This window comes from Thioclava pacifica DSM 10166 (genome assembly GCF_000714535.1).
In the GTDB taxonomy this organism is placed as follows: domain Bacteria; phylum Pseudomonadota; class Alphaproteobacteria; order Rhodobacterales; family Rhodobacteraceae; genus Thioclava; species Thioclava pacifica.
Genome location: NZ_AUND01000013.1, coordinates 1 through 18,307, shown reverse-complemented (window position 1 = coordinate 18,307; position 18,307 = coordinate 1). Strand labels below are relative to the sequence as shown.

Genomic DNA, 18,307 nt, shown 5'->3' with positions numbered 1-18,307 from the left:
TGCTGATCGTGCCCTTCGTGCTGCATATCTGGAAGAACTGGCGCGCGATGACGAACTACTTCAAACGCGCCCCTATGGCCTTGGCGCTTGCCCTCTCGCTTGTCGCGGCGCTCGCTTTCGCGGTGCCCGCCGCCCTGCAATCGGATGGGACCGTGCGCCGCGGCCCTCCGCAATTCGCAATCGCCCAAGCGATGTTTGACGCCCCGCTCGCCACCGTCGCCCCAGTTTTCGGGCTGACCGAGGCAGAGGCGCTTGCCAAGCTTGGCGCGACCACCAACGGCCAGACCCTGACCCAGATCGCCGAAACGCAGGACAGTTCTGCCGCGACTTTGGCCCAGCAGTTGATGCAAACGGCTCAGTGAGCGGCACCAAATCCGTTGCCGTATCGGCGGGCGGTTCGTAAAACAAATGCAACTCTTGATTGCATTGCGAACCAACCTTGCCAGCCAAAGACTTCCTCACCCGTTCTCGCGCCGCCGCGCCGGTTCACCGGCTCTGGCGGCGCTTGGGCGGTTTGCGCGGTGCGATCGACCAAGTCGAGGGCGCAACCGTCACCGGCTGGGCCACACGGCGCAACGACGCGTCCCCTCTGACAATCGAGCTACATTGCGCAAAGGGGCGCCTCACGACGCTGCGCGCGGCTGCGCACCGCGCCGATCTTGAAGCGGCGGGCATTGGCACGGGCCGTCATGGATTTTCGATCACCTTGCCATCCGCCCTGATCGAAGCGGCGCAGTCCGGAGGCTGGATCGCGCTGCATGATGCGCGTTCGGGCGTGGAAATCGCTCGCCTCAATCTCGGCGCCGGCTTTCGCGAAGCCAAACAGGTTTCACCGCTCGCGCGTCATCTCTTCGGCCCGCTCCTGCGTCTGGACAGTGCGCGCATTCAAGATACCCGCCCCGCACTTTCCCCTCAGAGAGCGCTTTTCAGCACCCGCGCCGCCGTAGGCCCCGAGCCCCTTCCTGCCCCGCTCTTCGCCTATCTCGATTTCGTCCGGCATCGCGATGCCGATCCGGAAACCTTTCCCCCCGACCATGACGCCGAGCAGATCAGCGATCTCCTGCGCTTCTATCTCGACGACTACGGCGCAAATCGCACCGGCCTCCAGATCCCGCTCTCGCGCTCAGCGATCGACTGGCTCAATGCGGAGGAAACCGGGATAACGCGCGCCATGCGGCTCCTTGCCCCGTGCGTCGCTTCGAGCGTGCCCGACACCGAGAATGCAATCGCCCATTGGGCAACCGATCTCGCCCCCGGCCTCGGTCTCGCCGATTGTCTGATCCCAGAGGCTCACCGCACCCAGCTCCGCGAACCTCTCGCTGCCGGTCCATTCCCGCTCACCCGCTTCACCCGCCAGCTTCACGCCATCACCCCGGCGTTCAATGCCCTCGACCTGAGCCGCAGCGAAGATCGTCGCACGCTGACCCTCTCGGTGATGGCGCTCGCCCTCGAACAGCCCGCCTTCCTTTGGTTCCTGCCGCGCGCCGATCTCGACATCCTTCTCGATGGAGGCGCCTTCTCGAATTTCGCGACCGGCCTGCGTCGCGGCCCGCCCGTCTCGCGCGCCCGCTATGCAGCGGCCCTGCGCGCGGTCGGATTCGATCTCGAAACGCGTAGCTTCCTGCGCAGCCCCGAAGGTCATCGGATCGAGGCCGCGCGCCTGCCCGTGCCCGCAGGCTCACCCGTCGACATCCAGATCCTCGGCCCCTTTCACAAGGCCGCGGGGCTCGGTCAGTCGACCCGGCTCTCGCACGCGATCCTGGGCCACACACCCTACAGCCTCAACGCCGTCGATAGCGCCCGCGACAATCCCACGCCGAACCAACCTCGGATCGCGACCGGCGCCCCGCGCCCCGCACGCATCAACCTGCTGCATCTCAACGCCGAGGCCATCCCCACCGCATTTGCCTACGAGCCCGACATTTTCTCGGACGCCTACACAATCGCCTATGTCTACTGGGAACTCGACAGCCCCGCCCTCTGCCACCATCTTGCTCTCGATCTGGTCGACGAAATCTGGGTTTCATCGGAATATTGCGCCGAGATCTATCGCGGCGCGACCACCAAGCCGATCACCAATGTCGGCATGTGTTTCGAGGAGCCCCCCGCACTCGATCGCACCGAGGCCCGCCGCGCGCTGCGGGCCCGTTTCAAGCTGCCCGACACCGCCTTCACCCTGCTGGCGAGCTTCGACAGTTTCTCCTTCCTCCAGCGCAAGAACCCACTCGGAACGCTGCGCGCCTTCCGCGCGGCCTTTCCCGACGATGCGAATGCGCGTCTCATTCTCAAAAGCCAGAACCGCGCCAAGGTTCGCGATCCGGCACAAGCCGCACTCTGGGCCGAGATCGACCGCGAGATCTCAGCCGATCCGCGCATCCTTTTGCTCGATGAGACGATGGACTATTCCGAGGTTCTGCGCCTGATCGCGGGGGCCGATGGCTATGTCTCGCTGCACCGCTCCGAGGGCTGGGGCTTCGGGATGCTCGAGGCAATGGCGCTCGGTACGCCGGTTCTGTGCACCGGTTATTCCGGAAATCTCGAGTTCTGCGACGCGCAGACGGCCTGGCTTGTTCCCGCCGATCTCGTGGAGGTTCGCCCTCAGGATTACATCTTCGCGCGCCCCGACCAGCGCTGGGGCGAGCCCGACCAAACCGCCGCCATCGCCCAACTGCGCGCATTGCGCGCCGATCCGCAGCGACGCATGGAAAAAGCGGCGCAAGCCCGGATCCGGGTGCGCCGCGATTTCTCCCCCGCCGCTATCGCGCGCCGCTACGAGGCGCGCCTGCGGGAGATCTTCATCGAAATTGAGACCCGTTGATCAGGCCCAGCGCCCGATCGCGGTGACCGAAACCGTGCAGCTGTCACCGGATACGAAACTCGCCCCGTTCGCGGCATAAAGCACCGCCCAGGCACCCCCCGCGCCGATCCCCTCGAAGCCAGCAAAGGACACCGCACCCGCGCCGATTGCGGCGCCCGCCGCGAGACTGTCCGCATCGAGCGCAATGCTCAGCGCCGGGGCCGCGACAAAACCCTGCGGGAAGGACCAATAGAGCTTGAGCGCCCAATCCGCGTCGTAGACGAGGCTGAGGTTCTGCGTGCAGATCTGCGTGCCGTCAGCAAAGCGCACATATTCGCCCGAGACATTCGCCCCCCGTTCGATCACGGAACCGCCCGCTTGCGAGACCGTCCCCACGATCCCAGAGCCACTCAGCGCACCCTCGATCACCGCACCCTGCGCCATCACGGCCCGCCCGGTCGCCGCCTCGACTCGCAACCCCTCGAACCAGCTCGAACCATCCGCGCTTGCCTTGATCGCGAAATCGTCGTCGCCTGCGATCCCCATCTCGGCACGGCCCGACCAGTTCGACTGGAACAAAAGGCTGGCAGTTTCGCCCATCGACGCCTTGTTCACCTTGAGCTGATGGCCCGCCCCGGCATGGCTCAGCAGCGTCGCATCGGCCGAGACCGCCAGCCGGTTCGTCGCGTCATACGCCGTCGCGATCCCAACACCGTCGAGATTGGTCAACGCAGGCAGCGGCAGAGTGCCCCAAGCCCCGCCCACAAGGACCAGTTCCACTCCCTCATCGAGTACGAAAGCGCGCCAGCCGTCGCGCGGCTCCAGGAATTGCCAGGCCTGCGCCGACCACAGCGCAAGCTTGCCCGCCTGTCCCGCCCAGGCGCCCGTGACCCCCACCGGAAGCAGGTAGCGCGCCCCCTCGACCGGCGCGAGCGGCGGCGCGGTCTGGCTGCGCGAGAGCACCGCGAGCTGCACCAGCGCATCGAGGATTTGCAGCGCCTCGTTATGGGTGACATGTTTTTGCGCCTGGCTGCCGAGCATATAGGGCAGCGCCAGATTGGCCGAGAGATCAGACATCGAGAACTTCCTGCGCTGAGACGTGATGAGGCTGGACGATAGGCGGGCAGGGTTAACGGGTTTCGACCGCAGCGCGCGCTGGCTTGCACCCCTCCCGGCCCCGGCCTAGGGTCGGCGCGACCACAGGTTCAGGACTTTTCCGATGGCTCCGAAATTTGGCACCAGCGGCTTGCGCGGTCTCGTGACCGAGCTCACCGCCGATCTCATTACCGATTACACCCGCGCCTTTCTCGAGGCCTGCCCGACCGGCGGCACAGTTCATGTGGGCTGGGATCTGCGCCCCTCCTCGCCCGCGATTTCCGAAATGGTGATCGCGGCGATCCGTGCGGCCGGAATCGCGGCAGTCCGCGAAGGCGCCCTGCCCACGCCCGCATTGGCGCTGTCCGCGATGGAGGCCGGCCACGCCGCGATCATGGTCACTGGCAGCCACATCCCGGCCGACCGCAACGGGCTGAAATTCTATGTGCCTGGAGGCGAGATCACCAAGGAAGACGAGCGCGAGATTCTGATGCGGCTCGGTCAGGACTGGGAGATCGCACTCCGACCGGGCGCGCTGACCGAGGGCACGCAAAGCGCCGAAAATTACATCGCGCGCTACGTCTCGGGTTTCGGGACAGACGCGCTCGCCGGGATGCGCATCGGCATCTACGAGCACAGTTCTGTCGCGCGCGATATCCTGATCGCCACCGTCCAGCAGCTCGGGGCCCAGCCGGTGCCGCTCGCACGCTCCGACACCTTCATCCCCGTCGACACCGAGGCGGTCGATCCCGCAACCCGAACACGGCTTGCGACCTGGTGCGCCGAACATGCGCTCGATGCGCTGATTTCTACCGATGGCGACGCCGACCGGCCAATGGTCACGGATGGGACTGGTCAGATCGTTCCCGGCGACGTGCTCGGCGCGCTCACCGCGCAGGCGCTTGGCGCGCAAATTCTCTGCACGCCGATCTCGTCCAACACGATGATCGACGCGATGCCCGAATTCGCGCGGATCGAGCGCACGAAAATCGGCTCGCCCTTCGTGATCGCTGCGATGGAAAGCGCGCTCTTGGCCGACCCTCAAGCCAAGGTCGTCGGCTTCGAGCCCAATGGCGGCTTCCTGCTGGGCTTCACCGCGCAGGGACCCGCCGGACCGATCGCGCCGCTTGCGACCCGCGATTGCCTGCTCCCCATCCTCGCACCGCTCACCGCGGCGGCGCGCGCCGGGATCAGCCTCTCCGAACTCGTCGAGCGCCTGCCCGCACGCTTCACCGCTGCCGATCGGCTTGCCGAGATCCCCACCGACCGCTCCGCCGCACTGATCGAGGCGCTGGCCAGCGATCCGGCTCAATGCGCGGGCTTTTTCGACACGCTCGGCAAAGCAGAGGAAATGGACCGCACCGACGGGCTGCGCCTGCGTTTCGCCTCGGGAGAGATCGTGCATCTGCGCCCCTCGGGCAATGCCCCCGAATGCCGCTGCTATGCCGAGGCCGACAGCCCCGAACGCGCCCGCGCCCTGGTCGAGATTCACCTGGGAAAACTGCGCGACAGGCTCGGCTGAGATCAGAGATCGACCATCGCGTCACTGATCACGCTCAAATCAACATCGACGAATTCGATCGTCATCCCGAGATCGCTGAACAGCAAATCGTCACCCTGTTCGGTGATATGCGCGCGCACATCCGCTGCCGAATTGTAGTTGAATCCCTCGAAGCTGAGCTGATCCCAAGGCTCGAGATCTATGATCACGTGATAGCCGTCCTCCCCCGCGCGGAACACGAATTGATCGGCCATGATCCCGCCTTGAAGCAGGTTGTAGCCCTCGCCTCCGTCCAGAACATCCTCGAAATCGAAGGAGCGGAACCAGTCGATCTGCGTCTGCGCGGTCTGGGTGATCATCTCGGGACTTTGCGCAAAAGAAGCCACGACCCGCTCGCGCGTGTAGGCGCCACTGTCGAGTTGATCGAGCCACCAGGTCAGCCCGCCACTATCCGGCGCGCGCCCGAGCACGTTCTGATACAGGAGCGAGATGAACCCCTCGTCGTCGAGATCGCCATAGGTGCCCAGGAATTCCGGCGAATTGACGAAGCCCGACACCATGTCGAGGAAATCCATCCCCTCGGCCTGCATCTCGCTCCAATAGACCATGCCGCCCAGATTTGGTTCCCGCCCCAGCGTCGCCTGATACAGCCGGAACACATCATCGGTGAAATCGGTCTGCGCGCTGACCCGCGAAAGACCCAGCGTGTCGATCGCCGTCGCATCGCGAAATTCCGCGCTCTCGGAGAAACCGACGACAACCTCCTCGCGGCTCTTCAGGCCGCTCTCGAGTTGATCGAGCCACCAGCTCAGCCCGCCGCTGTCGGGATCGCGGTCGAGCACGTTCTGATACAGAAGCGTCAGGAACTCGGTATCGTCCGTGTCCTGATAAAGCGTCTGAAATTCGGGCGAGTTGATGAACCCGTCGGCCACCTGTTGCAGGCTCAGCGCGCCCGAACCCAGCACGTCGGTCCAGTAGGCGAGCCCTTTCGTATCGGGCGCACGATCGAGCGTCGCTTGATAGACACGGTAGATTTGTGCGGCGAACGGGTCGTAGCTGCGGTCGATCCGCCCGCCATTGAGCAGATCATCCCCGCCGAGCCCTTGCAGGATATCGGCCCCGTCATTGCCCACCAGCGTATCGTCACCGCCGCGCCCATCAATGAAATCGGCCTGCTGCGTGCCCTCGGTATGGATGTCGCCGATCTCGGGCGGCGTGATCGTGCTGTGCCACATGTCGCGCAGCTCGCCGATCTCGAAATCATCAGCACTCAGGCTGCGGCCATCGGCGGTCTGCACGAAAACCCGCTCGTTCCCGACACTGATCTCCGCGCCATTCGCGGTCGAGGTGATGTCGAGCGCATCCTTGGTGTAGAACCACGCCATACCCGAGAGGTCGAGCCGGTCGGTTCCCGGCTCGTAATCCATGATCCAGTCGGTCTGCCCGTCTGCATCGAGCACGAAGATATCCGCACCCTCCCCGCCCCAGAGCGAATCCGCTCCCGCGCCGTCTTGCAAGATATCGGACCCTGCCGCGCCCGTGATCCGATCATTGCCCGCGCCACCGCTGATGAGGTCGTTCGCGGCCGTTCCCGTGACCTGCCCGCCACCATCCGCCATTCGCAGCGCCAGCCCGGCCGGACCCAGCTCGACCCGCAGCTGGGTAATGCCCGTGCCCTGATCGCTCAGCTCCGCGGGCACATCGCCTACCACGAAGATATCGAGACCGGTCGCATCGGCGATCATCTCGGCGGCGCGCGGATCTGCGAGCGCGGTCTCGAGCCCGTCCGCAATCGTGCCGATCTGCACCAGACGCCCGCTCGGCAGGATGGTCAGCAGGCTCACCCCGTCATCGGACCCACCTGCGAGCACGTAGCTATGCGCCCCCATCTCGACCGTGTCGAGCGTCGTCACCCCCTGAAAGCGGGTCGTCAGATCGTCGTTCACCTGATCGGCGACGCTCATCACCCCGCCCGGGCCGATTTCGACCACCGAGATCGAACTGGAGCCTGCCGCGCCGAGCAGCGCGAAATTCTGCCCGCCCACGTTCACTGTCTCGATCGAGTTGGGCGTATTGATATAAAGCCCGTCGCGCATGTCGATCCGTCCGGCCAGTTCCAACTGCCCGTCAGCGCCCAGCGCGAGGCTCGTGAGACTGTTGTCATCGACCGAGGCCGCGAGCAGATAAGCCTGCCCGTTGATCTCGACCGCGTCGAGCGCCTGCACGTCATTGCTCTGCCACAGCGCACCCGCGTTGCCCTGAGCGATTTCCAAGATCCGCCCCCCCGAGCCGATCTCCCAGACATGCAGACCGGGATCCTGACTGAGCGAGCCGACGAGGAATTGGCGCCCCTCGATCGTCAGCGTCTCAATCGACAGGACCGGGCCGGGCGCGACATCCCCGGGCAGGGTGAAGACATCGCTGATCTTGCCAGTCGCAGGCTGCGGGCTCACCGCGCGGAACACCCCCGACGACGCCCCGGTGATCAGCAGCGCCGGGCTGCCGTCGATACTGATCTCGGTCAGCGTACCCGCCGCATCGAGCCCCTCTGTCTCGAACAGATAGGCACTGTCTTTCAGGGTCAGCCCGCTTTCGGGCAGGAGTTGCTGAATACCGCCGCCCGCATTGGAAATCGTATAGAGCTTAAGGCCATCCGCCTCCTGCACCAGAAGCAGATCCGATATCGACGCCATGAACCCGTCGGGCCCATCGATCTTCGTCACAACCGGCGTGATCTCCACCATGATCGTCTCCGCTTTTCCCGAAAGAGATTCCATCCTCGCTGGGTGAAATCCTCTCTGAGCGGATTAAGAATTCCCTTGCCGAAACCCGGCGGAAAAAAGAAAGAACCCTCGCTTTCTAATCAAACACGGCACAAATCCCGCGATCAGGCTGACGAGGCCTGAGCCATGTTATGTTCGTGCCGCGCGATGGCCGCCTCGACATCGTCGAAAAACTCCAATCGACCGTTCTCGAGTACGGCCGCGCCATCGCAAAGCGCGCGTACCTGTCCCATCGAATGGCTTACCACGATCGCCCCCGCATCGGCCATCCGCGCGCGAAACAGCTCCGCGCTGCGTTCACGAAACGCGCCGTCGCCGACCGCCGTGATCTCATCGACCAGATAGGTATCGAAGGCGATGCCCATCGAGACCGCAAAGGCCAGCCGCGCCCGCATCCCAGCCGAGTAGCTGCGCAGCGGCATCCGGAAATGGCCCTCGAGGCCCGCGACCTCCTCGACAAATGCGACCAGCTCATCGGTATCGACCCCGTAGATCCGCCCGATGAAACGGCAATTCTGCGCCCCAGTCAGATCGTTGTGAAACGAGCCCGCGAACCCCACCGGAAACGAGACCGAGCCGCGCGTGATCACCCGCCCGCGATCCGGGCTGAGCGTGCCCGCGATCATCTGCAACAGGGTCGACTTCCCCGCGCCATTGCGGCCCAGAAGCGCGATCACCCGGCGGGCGGGGAAACTCGCGCAGAGATCATTCGCGACCACCTTCACACCGCCATCGACTCGGTAGGACTTGCTAAGATGCTGCAACCGGATCATCGCCTGCCCTCAGCGCCGGTCGCGCACCGAATAGCCCGCAAGCGTACCAATCGCCCAGAGCAGAAACAGCGTCCCCGCGACCATCGCAAGCAACATCGCACGCCGGGGATATTCCGCACTCTCGGCCAGCGTCGGCTCCATATAGGCCGCGAGATAGCGGCTTTTGCGCCGTGCCTCGGCCGCGGCCGCATCGTAATTGGCGAGCGTCGCGGCATAGGCACGCTCGGCGAAGTCGCGTTCGGCCATCAGCCGTTCGAACTCACCCACGATATCGGCATAGGCCTGAGCGCCCTCGGCGCGCTGACCAATCCCGAGCTTCTCGCGCTCGGCCCGGATCCGCTCCTCGATCACCGCCAACCGTCTTTCGGCCTGCTTGAGCCGCGGGTCGGAGGCGTTGCGCACTGTGTCACGCAGCAGGTCGATGTCGATCATCACCTGCGCCTGCTGTTCCTCCAAAGTGCCGAGCACCCCTGCCTGACTTTGCAAGTCCATCTCGGGCGAGATCAGCTGGTGAGTGTTGCGAAAATCGGTCAGCTCCATCCGCGCGGCACTCAACCGCGCCTCGGCGCGGTCAAGCTCCCCGCGGGCATGCGCGATGGCGTCCTCGCGCGCGATCGCGCTGAGCCGGTTGATCATCTCGGAACTGCGGTCGAGCAGCGCCTGCGCGATGCGCTGCGCATCGGTCGGGTCGAAGGCCCGTACCTCGATGTCGAGCAGCCCTGCCCCGGCGCCCTGACCGACGCGCACCATCCGGCCCCAATACGCCACCAGGTCCTCGAGCGTGGCATCAGGCGCAAGTCCGAAGACATAGTCACCCCGCCCCCGCGACCAGATCGCGCGCAGATCGAGCGCAGCATCGAGCTCGGTCACCAGGGTCGGGCTCTGAATGAACGCGTGAAGAATATCGGTGTCACTTGAGCTGCTGCCCGAGAGGCTCGACAACCCGCCCAGCAGATCGACCGTCGGTCCAGCCTCTTCGCGCTGCACGGTGAAGCCAAGCCGTGAAACAAACTGGTCTGCCGCCTTGCCCCAAAGATAGGTCGCCGCTCCGAGTGTCGGCACGAGCACGAACAGGACGAAACTGAGAGCGAGCAGCGTGTGCCGCAGCCGCCAGGCGCTGCGCCGCGCCGGTCGAGGGGGCACGACGGGGCCGGGAACGGCCGGTTCTATTCGGCGCGCAGGAACAGGGTGGGTCTCGACCCGCGCGACCTCTGTATGCGGCTCGCGCAGAGCCTGCAGCTTCGGCGCTTCGGGAATCTCGCCGTCCTTAGCCTTTTCTTTAGCCAGAGCACCCAAGATCGCCTCCATATCCGGTCCCTTCCCCGAACCCTCTGGGCTCATCTAACGGGATCGGGCTTGCTTTTTGGTTAAGGAAGCTCCGCCGATGCCAGTCACCACACCGCCGGCCCAAACCCCCCGCTCACGCGGCGCAGGCTCGCTTCCCGCGCTACGCGCGATCTGGGCGCTGATCCTGCGCGAGATGTCGTCAAGCTACGGGCGCTCTCCGGGGGGCTATCTCTGGGCGTTTCTCGAACCCGTGGGCGGCATCGCGCTGCTGACCCTGGTCTTTTCGCTCACCTTCCACGCGCCGCCTCTTGGCGCCAGCTTCGCACTTTTCTACGCCACCGGGCTTCTGCCCTTCATGCTCTTTTCCGACGTGCAGGCGAAGATCGCCCAGGCACTGATCTATTCACGCGCGCTTCTGGCTTATCCCGCGGTAAGCTTCCTCGACGCCCTCATCGCGCGTTTCCTGCTCAACACACTGACGAAATTGCTGGTCTCTTACGCAGTGCTCGCCGGATGCCTGCTGCTGCTCGACACCGGTGCGCGCCCCGATCCCGCTCGCATTCTCGAGGCCTACGCTTTGGGCGCACTGCTCGCGCTGGGGATCGGCGTACTCAATTGCTACCTCTTCATCCGCTTCCCGGTCTGGGCACATGGCTGGTCGATCCTGATGCGACCGATGTTCATCGTCTCGGGCGTCTTCTTCCTGGTCGACCATCTGCCCGAACCTGTCGCGCGGCTGCTCTGGTTCAATCCACTCGTTCATGTGATCGGACGGCTGCGCGAGGGGATCTACAGCGGCTATCGGCCCGATTACGTCTCGCCGGCCTATGTTGTCGGCATCTCGCTGTGCTGCCTTGCGCTCGGGCTCATGCTGCTGCGCAATAGCTACCGAGATCTGCTCGCCCGCTAGGCCGCCATATCCCTCGCGCGCGCGATCCGATCATCGAGTTGCAGCAATCTCCCCCAAGCCCAGCGCCGCCGCGCCCGCCGATCAAGCGCGATCAATCGCACCAAGAGGTCAGCCACGACCGCATCCCAATCTGACAGCGGCGCAGTCCGGCGCGGCCGCTCCGGCACCCCTTGCGGCTCCAGACCCGTCGCATGGCTCGCCCGCGCGCAGCCCACATCCAGATCCGCAACGAGTTCGGCCAACGCTTCGCGATCGTCCAGGCGCGATGGCCCCGCTTCGATCTCGGGCAGATAGGGGCACTCTTCCTGCCAGAGCGGATCGGCCAGCACCTCTCGCACCATCTCGGTGGGCAGACACATCTCAAGCGTTTGCCGGTTCTCCTGCGTCAGAGTCGCAATCCGGCTCAGGTGATGCGGCGCGATCGCCCAGGCACGGCGCTCGGAGGGCGGGCACCAGCGCTGGACGATGAACTCCAGCGCTGCATCGTGACCGTCGCGGCGAAACCTCCGATTGCGGAGCAGAAATCCCATCAACGCGGGCGGCAAGGCGCCATGACGCGGCACCGCCTGCCCCAGATCGCTCCCGACCCGGGCGGCGAAATCGTTCAGCACATTGCCACTCGCGACATGCAACGTGAGATTCGGGATCTCCGACCAACGCCGCAGGTTCATGCCGAAACTGTAGGGCAGATGCCGCTGGCGCAGCCAGTCATCAAAGCTCGGACGCGTCCACACCCCCCATTGCCAAAAGGCCGCATTGAGCCAAGGCAAGGGCGGGCGCAGATAGGCGATCACCTCGACCGGCGGGAACCCCATCGCGGCCAGCGCCTTCGCGAAGCGCTCGGGATGGCGAATCCAGCCCTCGCTCGACAAAATCGGCACATAGCCATCGCGACGCCCCTGTGCGATTTCCAGCCCGATCGCGTGGAACAGGGTCGATCCGGACACCTGTCTTCCAAGATCGGGCCAGGACAGGTAGCCATAGGGTGACCAGGTGGCGAGATGGCGCAGCATCGCACCGCGCAACCGAACCCCGCGCCCCCGGACCGCCTGCAACGCGCTGTATCGCAACGACTGGCCCTGCGCACCGATCAAATCCGGCCGCCCACTCAAGACCGTCTGGAGCGCCGAACTGCCGCATTTTGGCGCACCGATATGCAAGATCGCCGCCCTTTCGCCCAGAACCCTCATGCCGCATCCCGCATCGGTTCGATCCGCGCGAGGAGCGGCGAGAGATCGATCGAACCCTGCCCCTCGGGCAACGGCAAGACGACACCCTGCGCCCCGGCGGCACGCACCGCTTCGGCCTGCGCGCCAAGATCGAAACAGGCGACCGGCAGCCCCGTCGCCAACGCTTCGTGCGTCGTGTAGGAAAAGGTTTCGGGCCAGATCGAGGGAATGAGCCAGGCGGAAATCCCGTAGCGCGCCATCAGCCGTGGCAGATCCGCGAGTCGGTAGGCGCCATGTACACTCGATGGAGGCGCCAAGCTATACCTCGGATCGAGCGTACCGATCACCACCAGGCGGCTACCCTGACGCGCGAGATCCGCACTCAGTGCCGCGACCACCTCCGCGCCTTTATGCGCACCGATATTGCCGAGCACGCCAATCACCGGCGCAGCGCCGCCGCTTGGCACCGCAAAGCTGCCAAGAGCTGCGAGACGCCCGCTCATCTCATGGGGACGCAGCACGATCTTGCCCTGCATCTTTGGCCAGACCTGCAGGACGATCTCGCGCGTAGCCTGTGAAAAAACCGTCACCTGATCCGCCGTCGCGATCGCTCGTCCCCAGGTCGATTGCCACTCTGCAAGTCCCGTCTCGCCCTGATGCGCCGGATCATCGGCAAGCGCGCCACCGGCCACGGGCACCCCTCGATAGCGCCCCTCGGCACATAGCAGCGTATAGGATGGGCTGATCGGGAAATAATCGTGGATCTCGATCTCCAACTTCTGCCCCGCCGCCAGCTCCGTCAAAATACCGGGCAGAGAAAGAGCATCGGGATCGCCCACTCCGCAGGCATAGATGACATGCCGCCGTTCGGCAGCGCTCAGCAGACGGATCATCAAAGGGGTATCGTCGCTGCGCGCCCGCATCACGCCCTCCGGCCCGTGCAGCTCGATCTGCCAGCGATGCTGCAACCCCACGCGCAGCACAGCCAATCGCCGCCCCGCTGCGATCTCCGCCGCAATCCGCTCCGAAAGATACTGCTCCACACCGCCGCCTTGCGCATGGGCGAGCCAAATTTGGAACGGGGCGCCCTGGCACGCCCCCGCATAGGCCAGCGCGAGAGCGAACCGCGCCGCGTGCAATCTGTCATTGGCCAGAAACTGCTGGATCGCCGCATCGTAGCGCGGATAGCGGCGACAAATTTCCGCATGGTTCTTCGCGAGCAGCCGCGCCTTCTCGGCCGAACCGAAGGACGCCCCGCCGCGATGCTCCACAAACAGCGTCGCGATCCCGAGATGCCGTCCGCCATGTGCTGCGGCCCGCTGACACCAATCGGTTTCCTCCCCATAGCCACGCCCGAAGGCGGGATCAAAGTGGGGAAGCCGCGCGAGAAATTCCGGCGCAATCGCCATGCAAAACCCGATCCCGGTGGGCAGCTCCGCCGTGGCGCGTTCTGGGGCGAGCTGCCGTGCGAGCGCGTCGATCCGATCCACGGCACCTTCGGGCAAATCACTGCGCCGCCCCATCGCGGGGACGGACAGGATCTCGGCATCATTGGCCATCGGCGTCACGCTCGCGACATCTTCTGCGGCCAGCGGCGCGACCAGCCGCGAGGCCCAACCGGGCGGCACAAAGACATCCGAGTTGAGCAAGATCACAGGCCGTTCTGGTGCGTGACACCGCACCCAATCGAAGCCACGGTTGACGCTCGCCACGAAGCCGAGGTTGCGTGTGTTCTCGAGCAAGGTCACGCGCGCGCGCACCGCCGCCCAGTCGCGCAGGAAAGGCCGCACGCGCGGATCGCTCGATCCATCCTCGATCAAGACCAGATGCCAGTCGAGATCGGTATGCGTTTCGACCCGACGCAGCGATTCGTCCAACAAATCTAGGGCGTTGAAGATCGGCATCACGATCACCACCGATCCCGCTGCCTGCCCCCCCTCGGGCGAGGCATCGGCAAAGAGATCCGTCGGCAGCTCGCCCGCGACAGCGGGGACCGAAAGACCAATCGCCTCTTTCACACGCTGGCGCGCTCGCAGATCTCCACGCTGCTTCCACCGCCATATCGCGGGCAGGAGCCACAGCAAGGCCCACAGGAACTGTATCAGCAGAGCCGCGCGGGCCCTTGCCATGAGCAGGCGCGAGACCTTTGGCAAGACGATCGTTGCCTCCTCGTTCCCCCGCGGCACGATCAGGGCAGCCGGCCCCGGTTCATAAGGCAGATCGAAGCGGAACCGCCCTGCATCGGCCCCGGGCCCCGCTTGCGGATGCGTCCAACTGGTTATCGCCCCCAGCCGCAGACCGATGTGTGGCGCTGCAATCTGCCCTTGCACCCGCAGCCGGTTACGCCGCAGCTCAATCCGCTCGATCCGACCGGGCAGACCGCTCAGATCGGGTACGCGCAACACGATCCGCAGATTCGATTCAACGAACCGGTCAAAAATGCGAAGAAACCTGCCCAGCACGCCGCTCTCCGTAACCAAGGGACGCGCAGCCCGTAACCGGGCGCGCCTGAACAGTTACGCGAAGAAGCGTTAATTTACGGGAAACGGCTGGCAGGGGCGGAGGGGCTCGAACCCCCGACCCTCGGTTTTGGAGACCGATGCTCTACCAACTGAGCTACACCCCTAGGCCGTGGCGTGGGTGCTAAGCCAGCGCGCAGGCGAAATCAAGAGCGATTTCACGATTTTCACCGAGATTGCGTTTCCCCCTCGCCCCCCGGCTCGACCGCTCAAGGATGCGTGTCGGAACACAGGCCCAACCCGCCTCGTTTTTCCGTTGAAGCCGTGCGCCATTCGCGCGGCAAAACGAAAGGAGATGACGATGACGAAGATCGCCAATGCCCGCATCCTGATCATGGCCACCAACGGGTTCGAGCAGTCCGAATTGATGGTGCCGCGCGACAAGCTCCGCGAGGCCGGAGCCGAGGTGCATATCGCATCGCTCGACGGCAAACCGATCCGGGGCTGGGACCAGACCGACTGGGGCGAGAGCGTCCCCGCCGATCGCAAGATCGCGGAGGTCAACGCCGCCAACTACGACGCGATCGTGCTGCCCGGCGGTCAGATCAACCCCGATCTTCTGCGCGTCGAAAACAGCGCGCTGACGCTGCTGCGGTCCTTCTACGATCAGGGCAAGACCGTCGCCGCGATCTGCCATGCGCCCTGGCTTCTGGTCGAGACCGGAATCGCCAAGGGCCGCAAGCTGACCTCCTATCACTCGGTGCGCACCGATATCGAAAACGCGGGAGGTGAATGGCGCAACGAGCCGGTCGTGGCCGATCAGGGTCTCGTGACCTCGCGCAATCCGAACGACCTTGATGCCTTCGTCGCCAAGATCATCGAAGAGATCGAGGAAGGCCGTCACATGCGCGAAGCCGCGTGACCTAGCTTCTCCTGCGTCTGTTGATCAGGCGCAGGAGCCCCATCACCGTCAATTGCCCCACCACGATCAGCACGCAGGTGATCACCAGATAGGTAAAGGCCGTGGCGGAATTGAGCCCCGGCATCCCCCCGAGATTGACCCCGAAAAGACCCGTCAGGAAACCTAACGGGAGGAAGATCGCCGAGACCACCGAGAGCACGAACGTGTTGCGGTTCACCCGGTCCGAAAGCTGGCTCGACAGTTCCTCGCGCAAGACCTGCGCCTGATCGCGCAGCTCGTCCATGTCTTCCGCGATCCGGGTCATCTTCAGGGTCTCTTCCTCGATCTCTCGCCGGGTCACCTCGTCGATCACCGGGCTTTGTGCCTGCGAGACCCGCAACAGCGCGTCGCGTTGCGGCGTCAGATAACGCCGCGCCGCGATCACCTTCAGCCGCAGTTCAAGCACGTCCTGACGCATGTGATCGGCCTGACCGGCATAGACCTGATCCTCCAGCGTCTCCGCCAGTTCATCGAGCTCACGCTGGAAATTCCCGATATTCAAGACGATGTCTTCCGTGAGGCGCACGAGGAAGGTCCCCGGATCGCTCGGCCCTCCCCCGTCATGCAGGACCTGGTTCATCCGCTCAATCGCCCGAACCCGCTTGCGCGAGATCGTCAGGATTCGCCGCGTGTCGAGATACATCCGCAGCGAGACCATATCCTCGGGGTCTTCGCCCTCGTTGAAGTTGATCGCCCGCAGGATCACGAGGATGCCCTCGCCCACCACGCTCGAGCGCGGCCGCGTATCCACGTCGAGCAGCGCCTCCACCGCCTGCGGGTCGAGATAGTCGAGCTCCTCACGGATCCAGGTCTGCGCCTGCGGATGGGTGCCATCAATATGCGCCCAGGCCAGCCGCTCGTCGCGCAGCGCCGCCACCACGTCCGTGGGACCATCGGGATCGGGCGCGCCGTTGAGCACGTGGGAAAAGAGGATCGGGCTCTGGGTCATCGGGTCTCGCGAGGCGATTGGCTTTTCAAGAGCCTAGCGCATGGTGGGCGCGGGACAAGCCCGCGCTTCACGGCGCGACCCGCGCAAGCGCCTCCGCATCCGCCGCCTCAAGTGCGGGCAAGGCCGCCCGGATCGCCTCGATCGGCCAGTCCCACCAGGCAAGCGCCAACAACGCCTCGACAGCCTCGGCCGGGAACCGCGACCGAACGAAACGCGCGGGATTGCCAGCAACGATCGCATAGGGCGGCACATCGGCGGCAACCACCGATCCGGCGGCCACGATCGCGCCCGCCCCGATCGTCACGCCGGGCATCACCATCGCATTGAACCCCAGCCAGACATCGGGCCCGACCACCGTATCTCCGATCGTTGCATTCTCATCGAGATAGGGCCCGACACTCTCCATATCGAAGATCCGGAACGGATAGGTGGTAAGCCCCCCCATCGGATGATTGGCCGACGCGGTTATGAAGCGCACCCTATGCGCGATCTGCGCGAAGGGGCCGATCACCAGCCGCTCGGGACAGCCGGGATAAAGGTAAGGCGCCAGTTCCGCCGCCGCATCGGGCACCGGGCTTAGCGGACTGTAATAGGCATAGCGCCCGACCGCGATATTGGGATGCTCGATCACCGCCTGAAGGAACACGGTCGGTTCATGCGGGGTGCCATCGGGCAGCAGGACAGGATTGCGGGTATCGGGCGCAGGAAAGCGCCGCGGCAGCGGATGAGCAGACATGGAGAGACCTCTCTCGATCAGGGTTTCAGGGAAACGGGATCAGAAAAGGGTCTTGTCCATCGGAGCCTCCATCGGTGTCGCTCCAGATTAGCGGATTTCGCCGCGCCGCGCCATGCCCGCTGTGGAGCCGGTGCCGCATATGCTAACCTATCCGCGAGACAAAAACCGGGGGGCACGCGATGATCAGCGATGCCGAAGCCTATTTCACCCGTAGCTGCGGGCGCTGTGCGCGGTTCGACACGCCCGATTGCAGCACGCAACACTGGGCCGAGGGGCTGGCGGCGCTGCGCGCGCTCTGCCGCGCGGCGGGCCTTGAGGAATGCGTCAAATGGGGCCATCCCTGCTACACCCATGCCGGGCGCAATGTCGCGATCATCGGCGCCTTTCGAGACAACTTCCGGCTGACCTTCTTCGATGCAGAGCGTCTGGAGGACCCGCGACAGCTCCTCGAACGTCGTGGTCCGAATTCGCGCGAGGCCGACATGCTGACCTTTACCGACGTGGCACAGGTCGCAGCGCGCGCCGAGGATATCCGGGAGTTTCTGGCGCAGGGCCGCGCACAGGCCGAGGCGGGGCCCCGTCCGAAGCGCGCGCCTGCGAAACTCGACCCGCCCGAAGAACTCAGAGCGGCGCTCGCAGCCGATCCGGCGCTGTCGAAGGCCTTCGCGGCGCTGACACCCGGCCGCCAGCGGGCCTATATGCTCGACATCGGCGCGCGCAAGAAATCTCAGACCCGTGCCGCCCGGATCGCGCATCACCGCGCGGCGATCCTGTCGGGCAAGGGCCTGCACGACCGCTAGCGCGCATCACGAAAGCAAAAGGGCCGCCCAACCGGGCGGCCCTTCGCAACTCGCTATGATCCGAAGATCACTCGATGATTTTCGAGA

14 protein-coding genes and 1 tRNA gene are annotated in these 18,307 nt (G+C 65.0%); 6 read left to right on the top strand and 9 right to left on the bottom strand.

All coding sequences use genetic code 11. From position 1 onward, the window contains the following. Both TP2_RS18620 and TP2_RS17965 read left to right on the top strand, forming a co-directional pair. On the top strand, nucleotides 1–362 hold a 362-nt coding region (locus tag TP2_RS18620; protein WP_038076311.1), incomplete at its 5' end, for a hypothetical protein. Between the two features lie 77 nt (nucleotides 363–439). Further along, a complete protein-coding gene (locus TP2_RS17965; RefSeq protein ID WP_157617078.1) occupies nucleotides 440–2,818 on the top strand; it encodes a glycosyltransferase family 4 protein in 2,379 nt (792 codons plus the stop codon). On the opposite strand, the gene TP2_RS08870 is transcribed toward TP2_RS17965, so the two are convergent. Next, a complete protein-coding gene (locus TP2_RS08870) occupies nucleotides 2,819–3,874 on the bottom strand; it encodes a DUF2793 domain-containing protein (RefSeq protein WP_038076309.1) in 1,056 nt (351 codons plus the stop codon). A gap of 142 nt (nucleotides 3,875–4,016) precedes the next feature. Between TP2_RS08870 and TP2_RS08865 the strand changes: the two genes are divergently transcribed. Beyond that, the gene (locus tag TP2_RS08865; RefSeq protein ID WP_038076307.1) at nucleotides 4,017–5,414 is read left to right on the top strand and encodes a phosphomannomutase; all 1,398 of its coding nucleotides are present in this window, start codon (nucleotides 4,017–4,019) and stop codon (nucleotides 5,412–5,414) included. Between the two features lie 2 nt (nucleotides 5,415–5,416). Here the strand turns inward: TP2_RS08865 and TP2_RS08860 are convergent, their stop codons facing one another. The 3 genes from TP2_RS08860 to TP2_RS08850 all read right to left on the bottom strand — a co-directional run bounded on the left by TP2_RS08860 (nucleotide 5,417) and on the right by TP2_RS08850 (nucleotide 10,245). Next, nucleotides 5,417–8,137, bottom strand: coding sequence for a DUF4214 domain-containing protein (locus TP2_RS08860; RefSeq protein ID WP_169739512.1), 2,721 nt, complete (start codon nucleotides 8,135–8,137; stop codon nucleotides 5,417–5,419). A 143-nt stretch (nucleotides 8,138–8,280) separates the two neighbouring features. After that, nucleotides 8,281–8,949 carry an ABC transporter ATP-binding protein gene (locus tag TP2_RS08855; RefSeq protein WP_038076303.1) on the bottom strand — a complete coding sequence of 223 codons (669 nt, stop codon included), beginning with the start codon at nucleotides 8,947–8,949 and terminating at the stop codon, nucleotides 8,281–8,283. A gap of 9 nt (nucleotides 8,950–8,958) precedes the next feature. Next, nucleotides 8,959–10,245, bottom strand: coding sequence for a KpsE/RkpR family capsule polysaccharide export protein (locus tag TP2_RS08850; protein ID WP_240473738.1), 1,287 nt, complete (start codon nucleotides 10,243–10,245; stop codon nucleotides 8,959–8,961). A gap of 88 nt (nucleotides 10,246–10,333) precedes the next feature. On the opposite strand from TP2_RS08850, the gene TP2_RS08845 reads away from it, so the two are divergent. After that, a complete protein-coding gene (locus TP2_RS08845; protein WP_084714110.1) occupies nucleotides 10,334–11,146 on the top strand; it encodes an ABC transporter permease in 813 nt (270 codons plus the stop codon). On the opposite strand, the gene TP2_RS08840 is transcribed toward TP2_RS08845, so the two are convergent. The 3 genes from TP2_RS08840 to TP2_RS08830 all read right to left on the bottom strand — a co-directional run bounded on the left by TP2_RS08840 (nucleotide 11,143) and on the right by TP2_RS08830 (nucleotide 14,941). Next, on the bottom strand, nucleotides 11,143–12,336 hold the full coding sequence (locus TP2_RS08840) for a hypothetical protein (RefSeq protein WP_038076302.1): 1,194 nt from the start codon (nucleotides 12,334–12,336) through the stop codon (nucleotides 11,143–11,145). The genes TP2_RS08845 and TP2_RS08840 overlap by 4 nt on opposite strands. Then, nucleotides 12,333–14,777, bottom strand: a complete 2,445-nt coding sequence (locus tag TP2_RS08835; protein ID WP_051692387.1) for a glycosyltransferase — start codon at nucleotides 14,775–14,777, stop codon at nucleotides 12,333–12,335. The genes TP2_RS08840 and TP2_RS08835 overlap by 4 nt, the downstream gene beginning before the upstream one ends. An 88-nt stretch (nucleotides 14,778–14,865) precedes the next feature. Further along, nucleotides 14,866–14,941, bottom strand: a tRNA-Trp gene (locus TP2_RS08830). Nucleotides 14,942–15,135: 194 nt separating this feature from the next. On the opposite strand from TP2_RS08830, the gene TP2_RS08825 reads away from it, so the two are divergent. Then, complete coding sequence (locus TP2_RS08825) at nucleotides 15,136–15,696, top strand: type 1 glutamine amidotransferase domain-containing protein (protein ID WP_038076300.1); 561 nt, start codon at nucleotides 15,136–15,138, stop codon at nucleotides 15,694–15,696. Nucleotide 15,697: 1 nt separating this feature from the next. Here TP2_RS08825 and TP2_RS08820 read toward each other — a convergent pair whose 3' ends face one another. Together TP2_RS08820 and TP2_RS08815 are read right to left on the bottom strand one after the other, a co-directional pair. Next, nucleotides 15,698–16,684, bottom strand: coding sequence for a zinc transporter ZntB (locus tag TP2_RS08820; protein ID WP_038076298.1), 987 nt, complete (start codon nucleotides 16,682–16,684; stop codon nucleotides 15,698–15,700). Nucleotides 16,685–16,751: 67 nt separating this feature from the next. Continuing rightward, the gene (locus tag TP2_RS08815) at nucleotides 16,752–17,420 is read right to left on the bottom strand and encodes a CatB-related O-acetyltransferase (protein WP_038076296.1); all 669 of its coding nucleotides are present in this window, start codon (nucleotides 17,418–17,420) and stop codon (nucleotides 16,752–16,754) included. Between the two features lie 179 nt (nucleotides 17,421–17,599). On the opposite strand from TP2_RS08815, the gene TP2_RS08810 reads away from it, so the two are divergent. Beyond that, nucleotides 17,600–18,220, top strand: coding sequence for a YdeI/OmpD-associated family protein (locus tag TP2_RS08810; RefSeq protein ID WP_038076294.1), 621 nt, complete (start codon nucleotides 17,600–17,602; stop codon nucleotides 18,218–18,220). The last annotated feature ends 87 nt before the right edge of the window (nucleotides 18,221–18,307 follow it).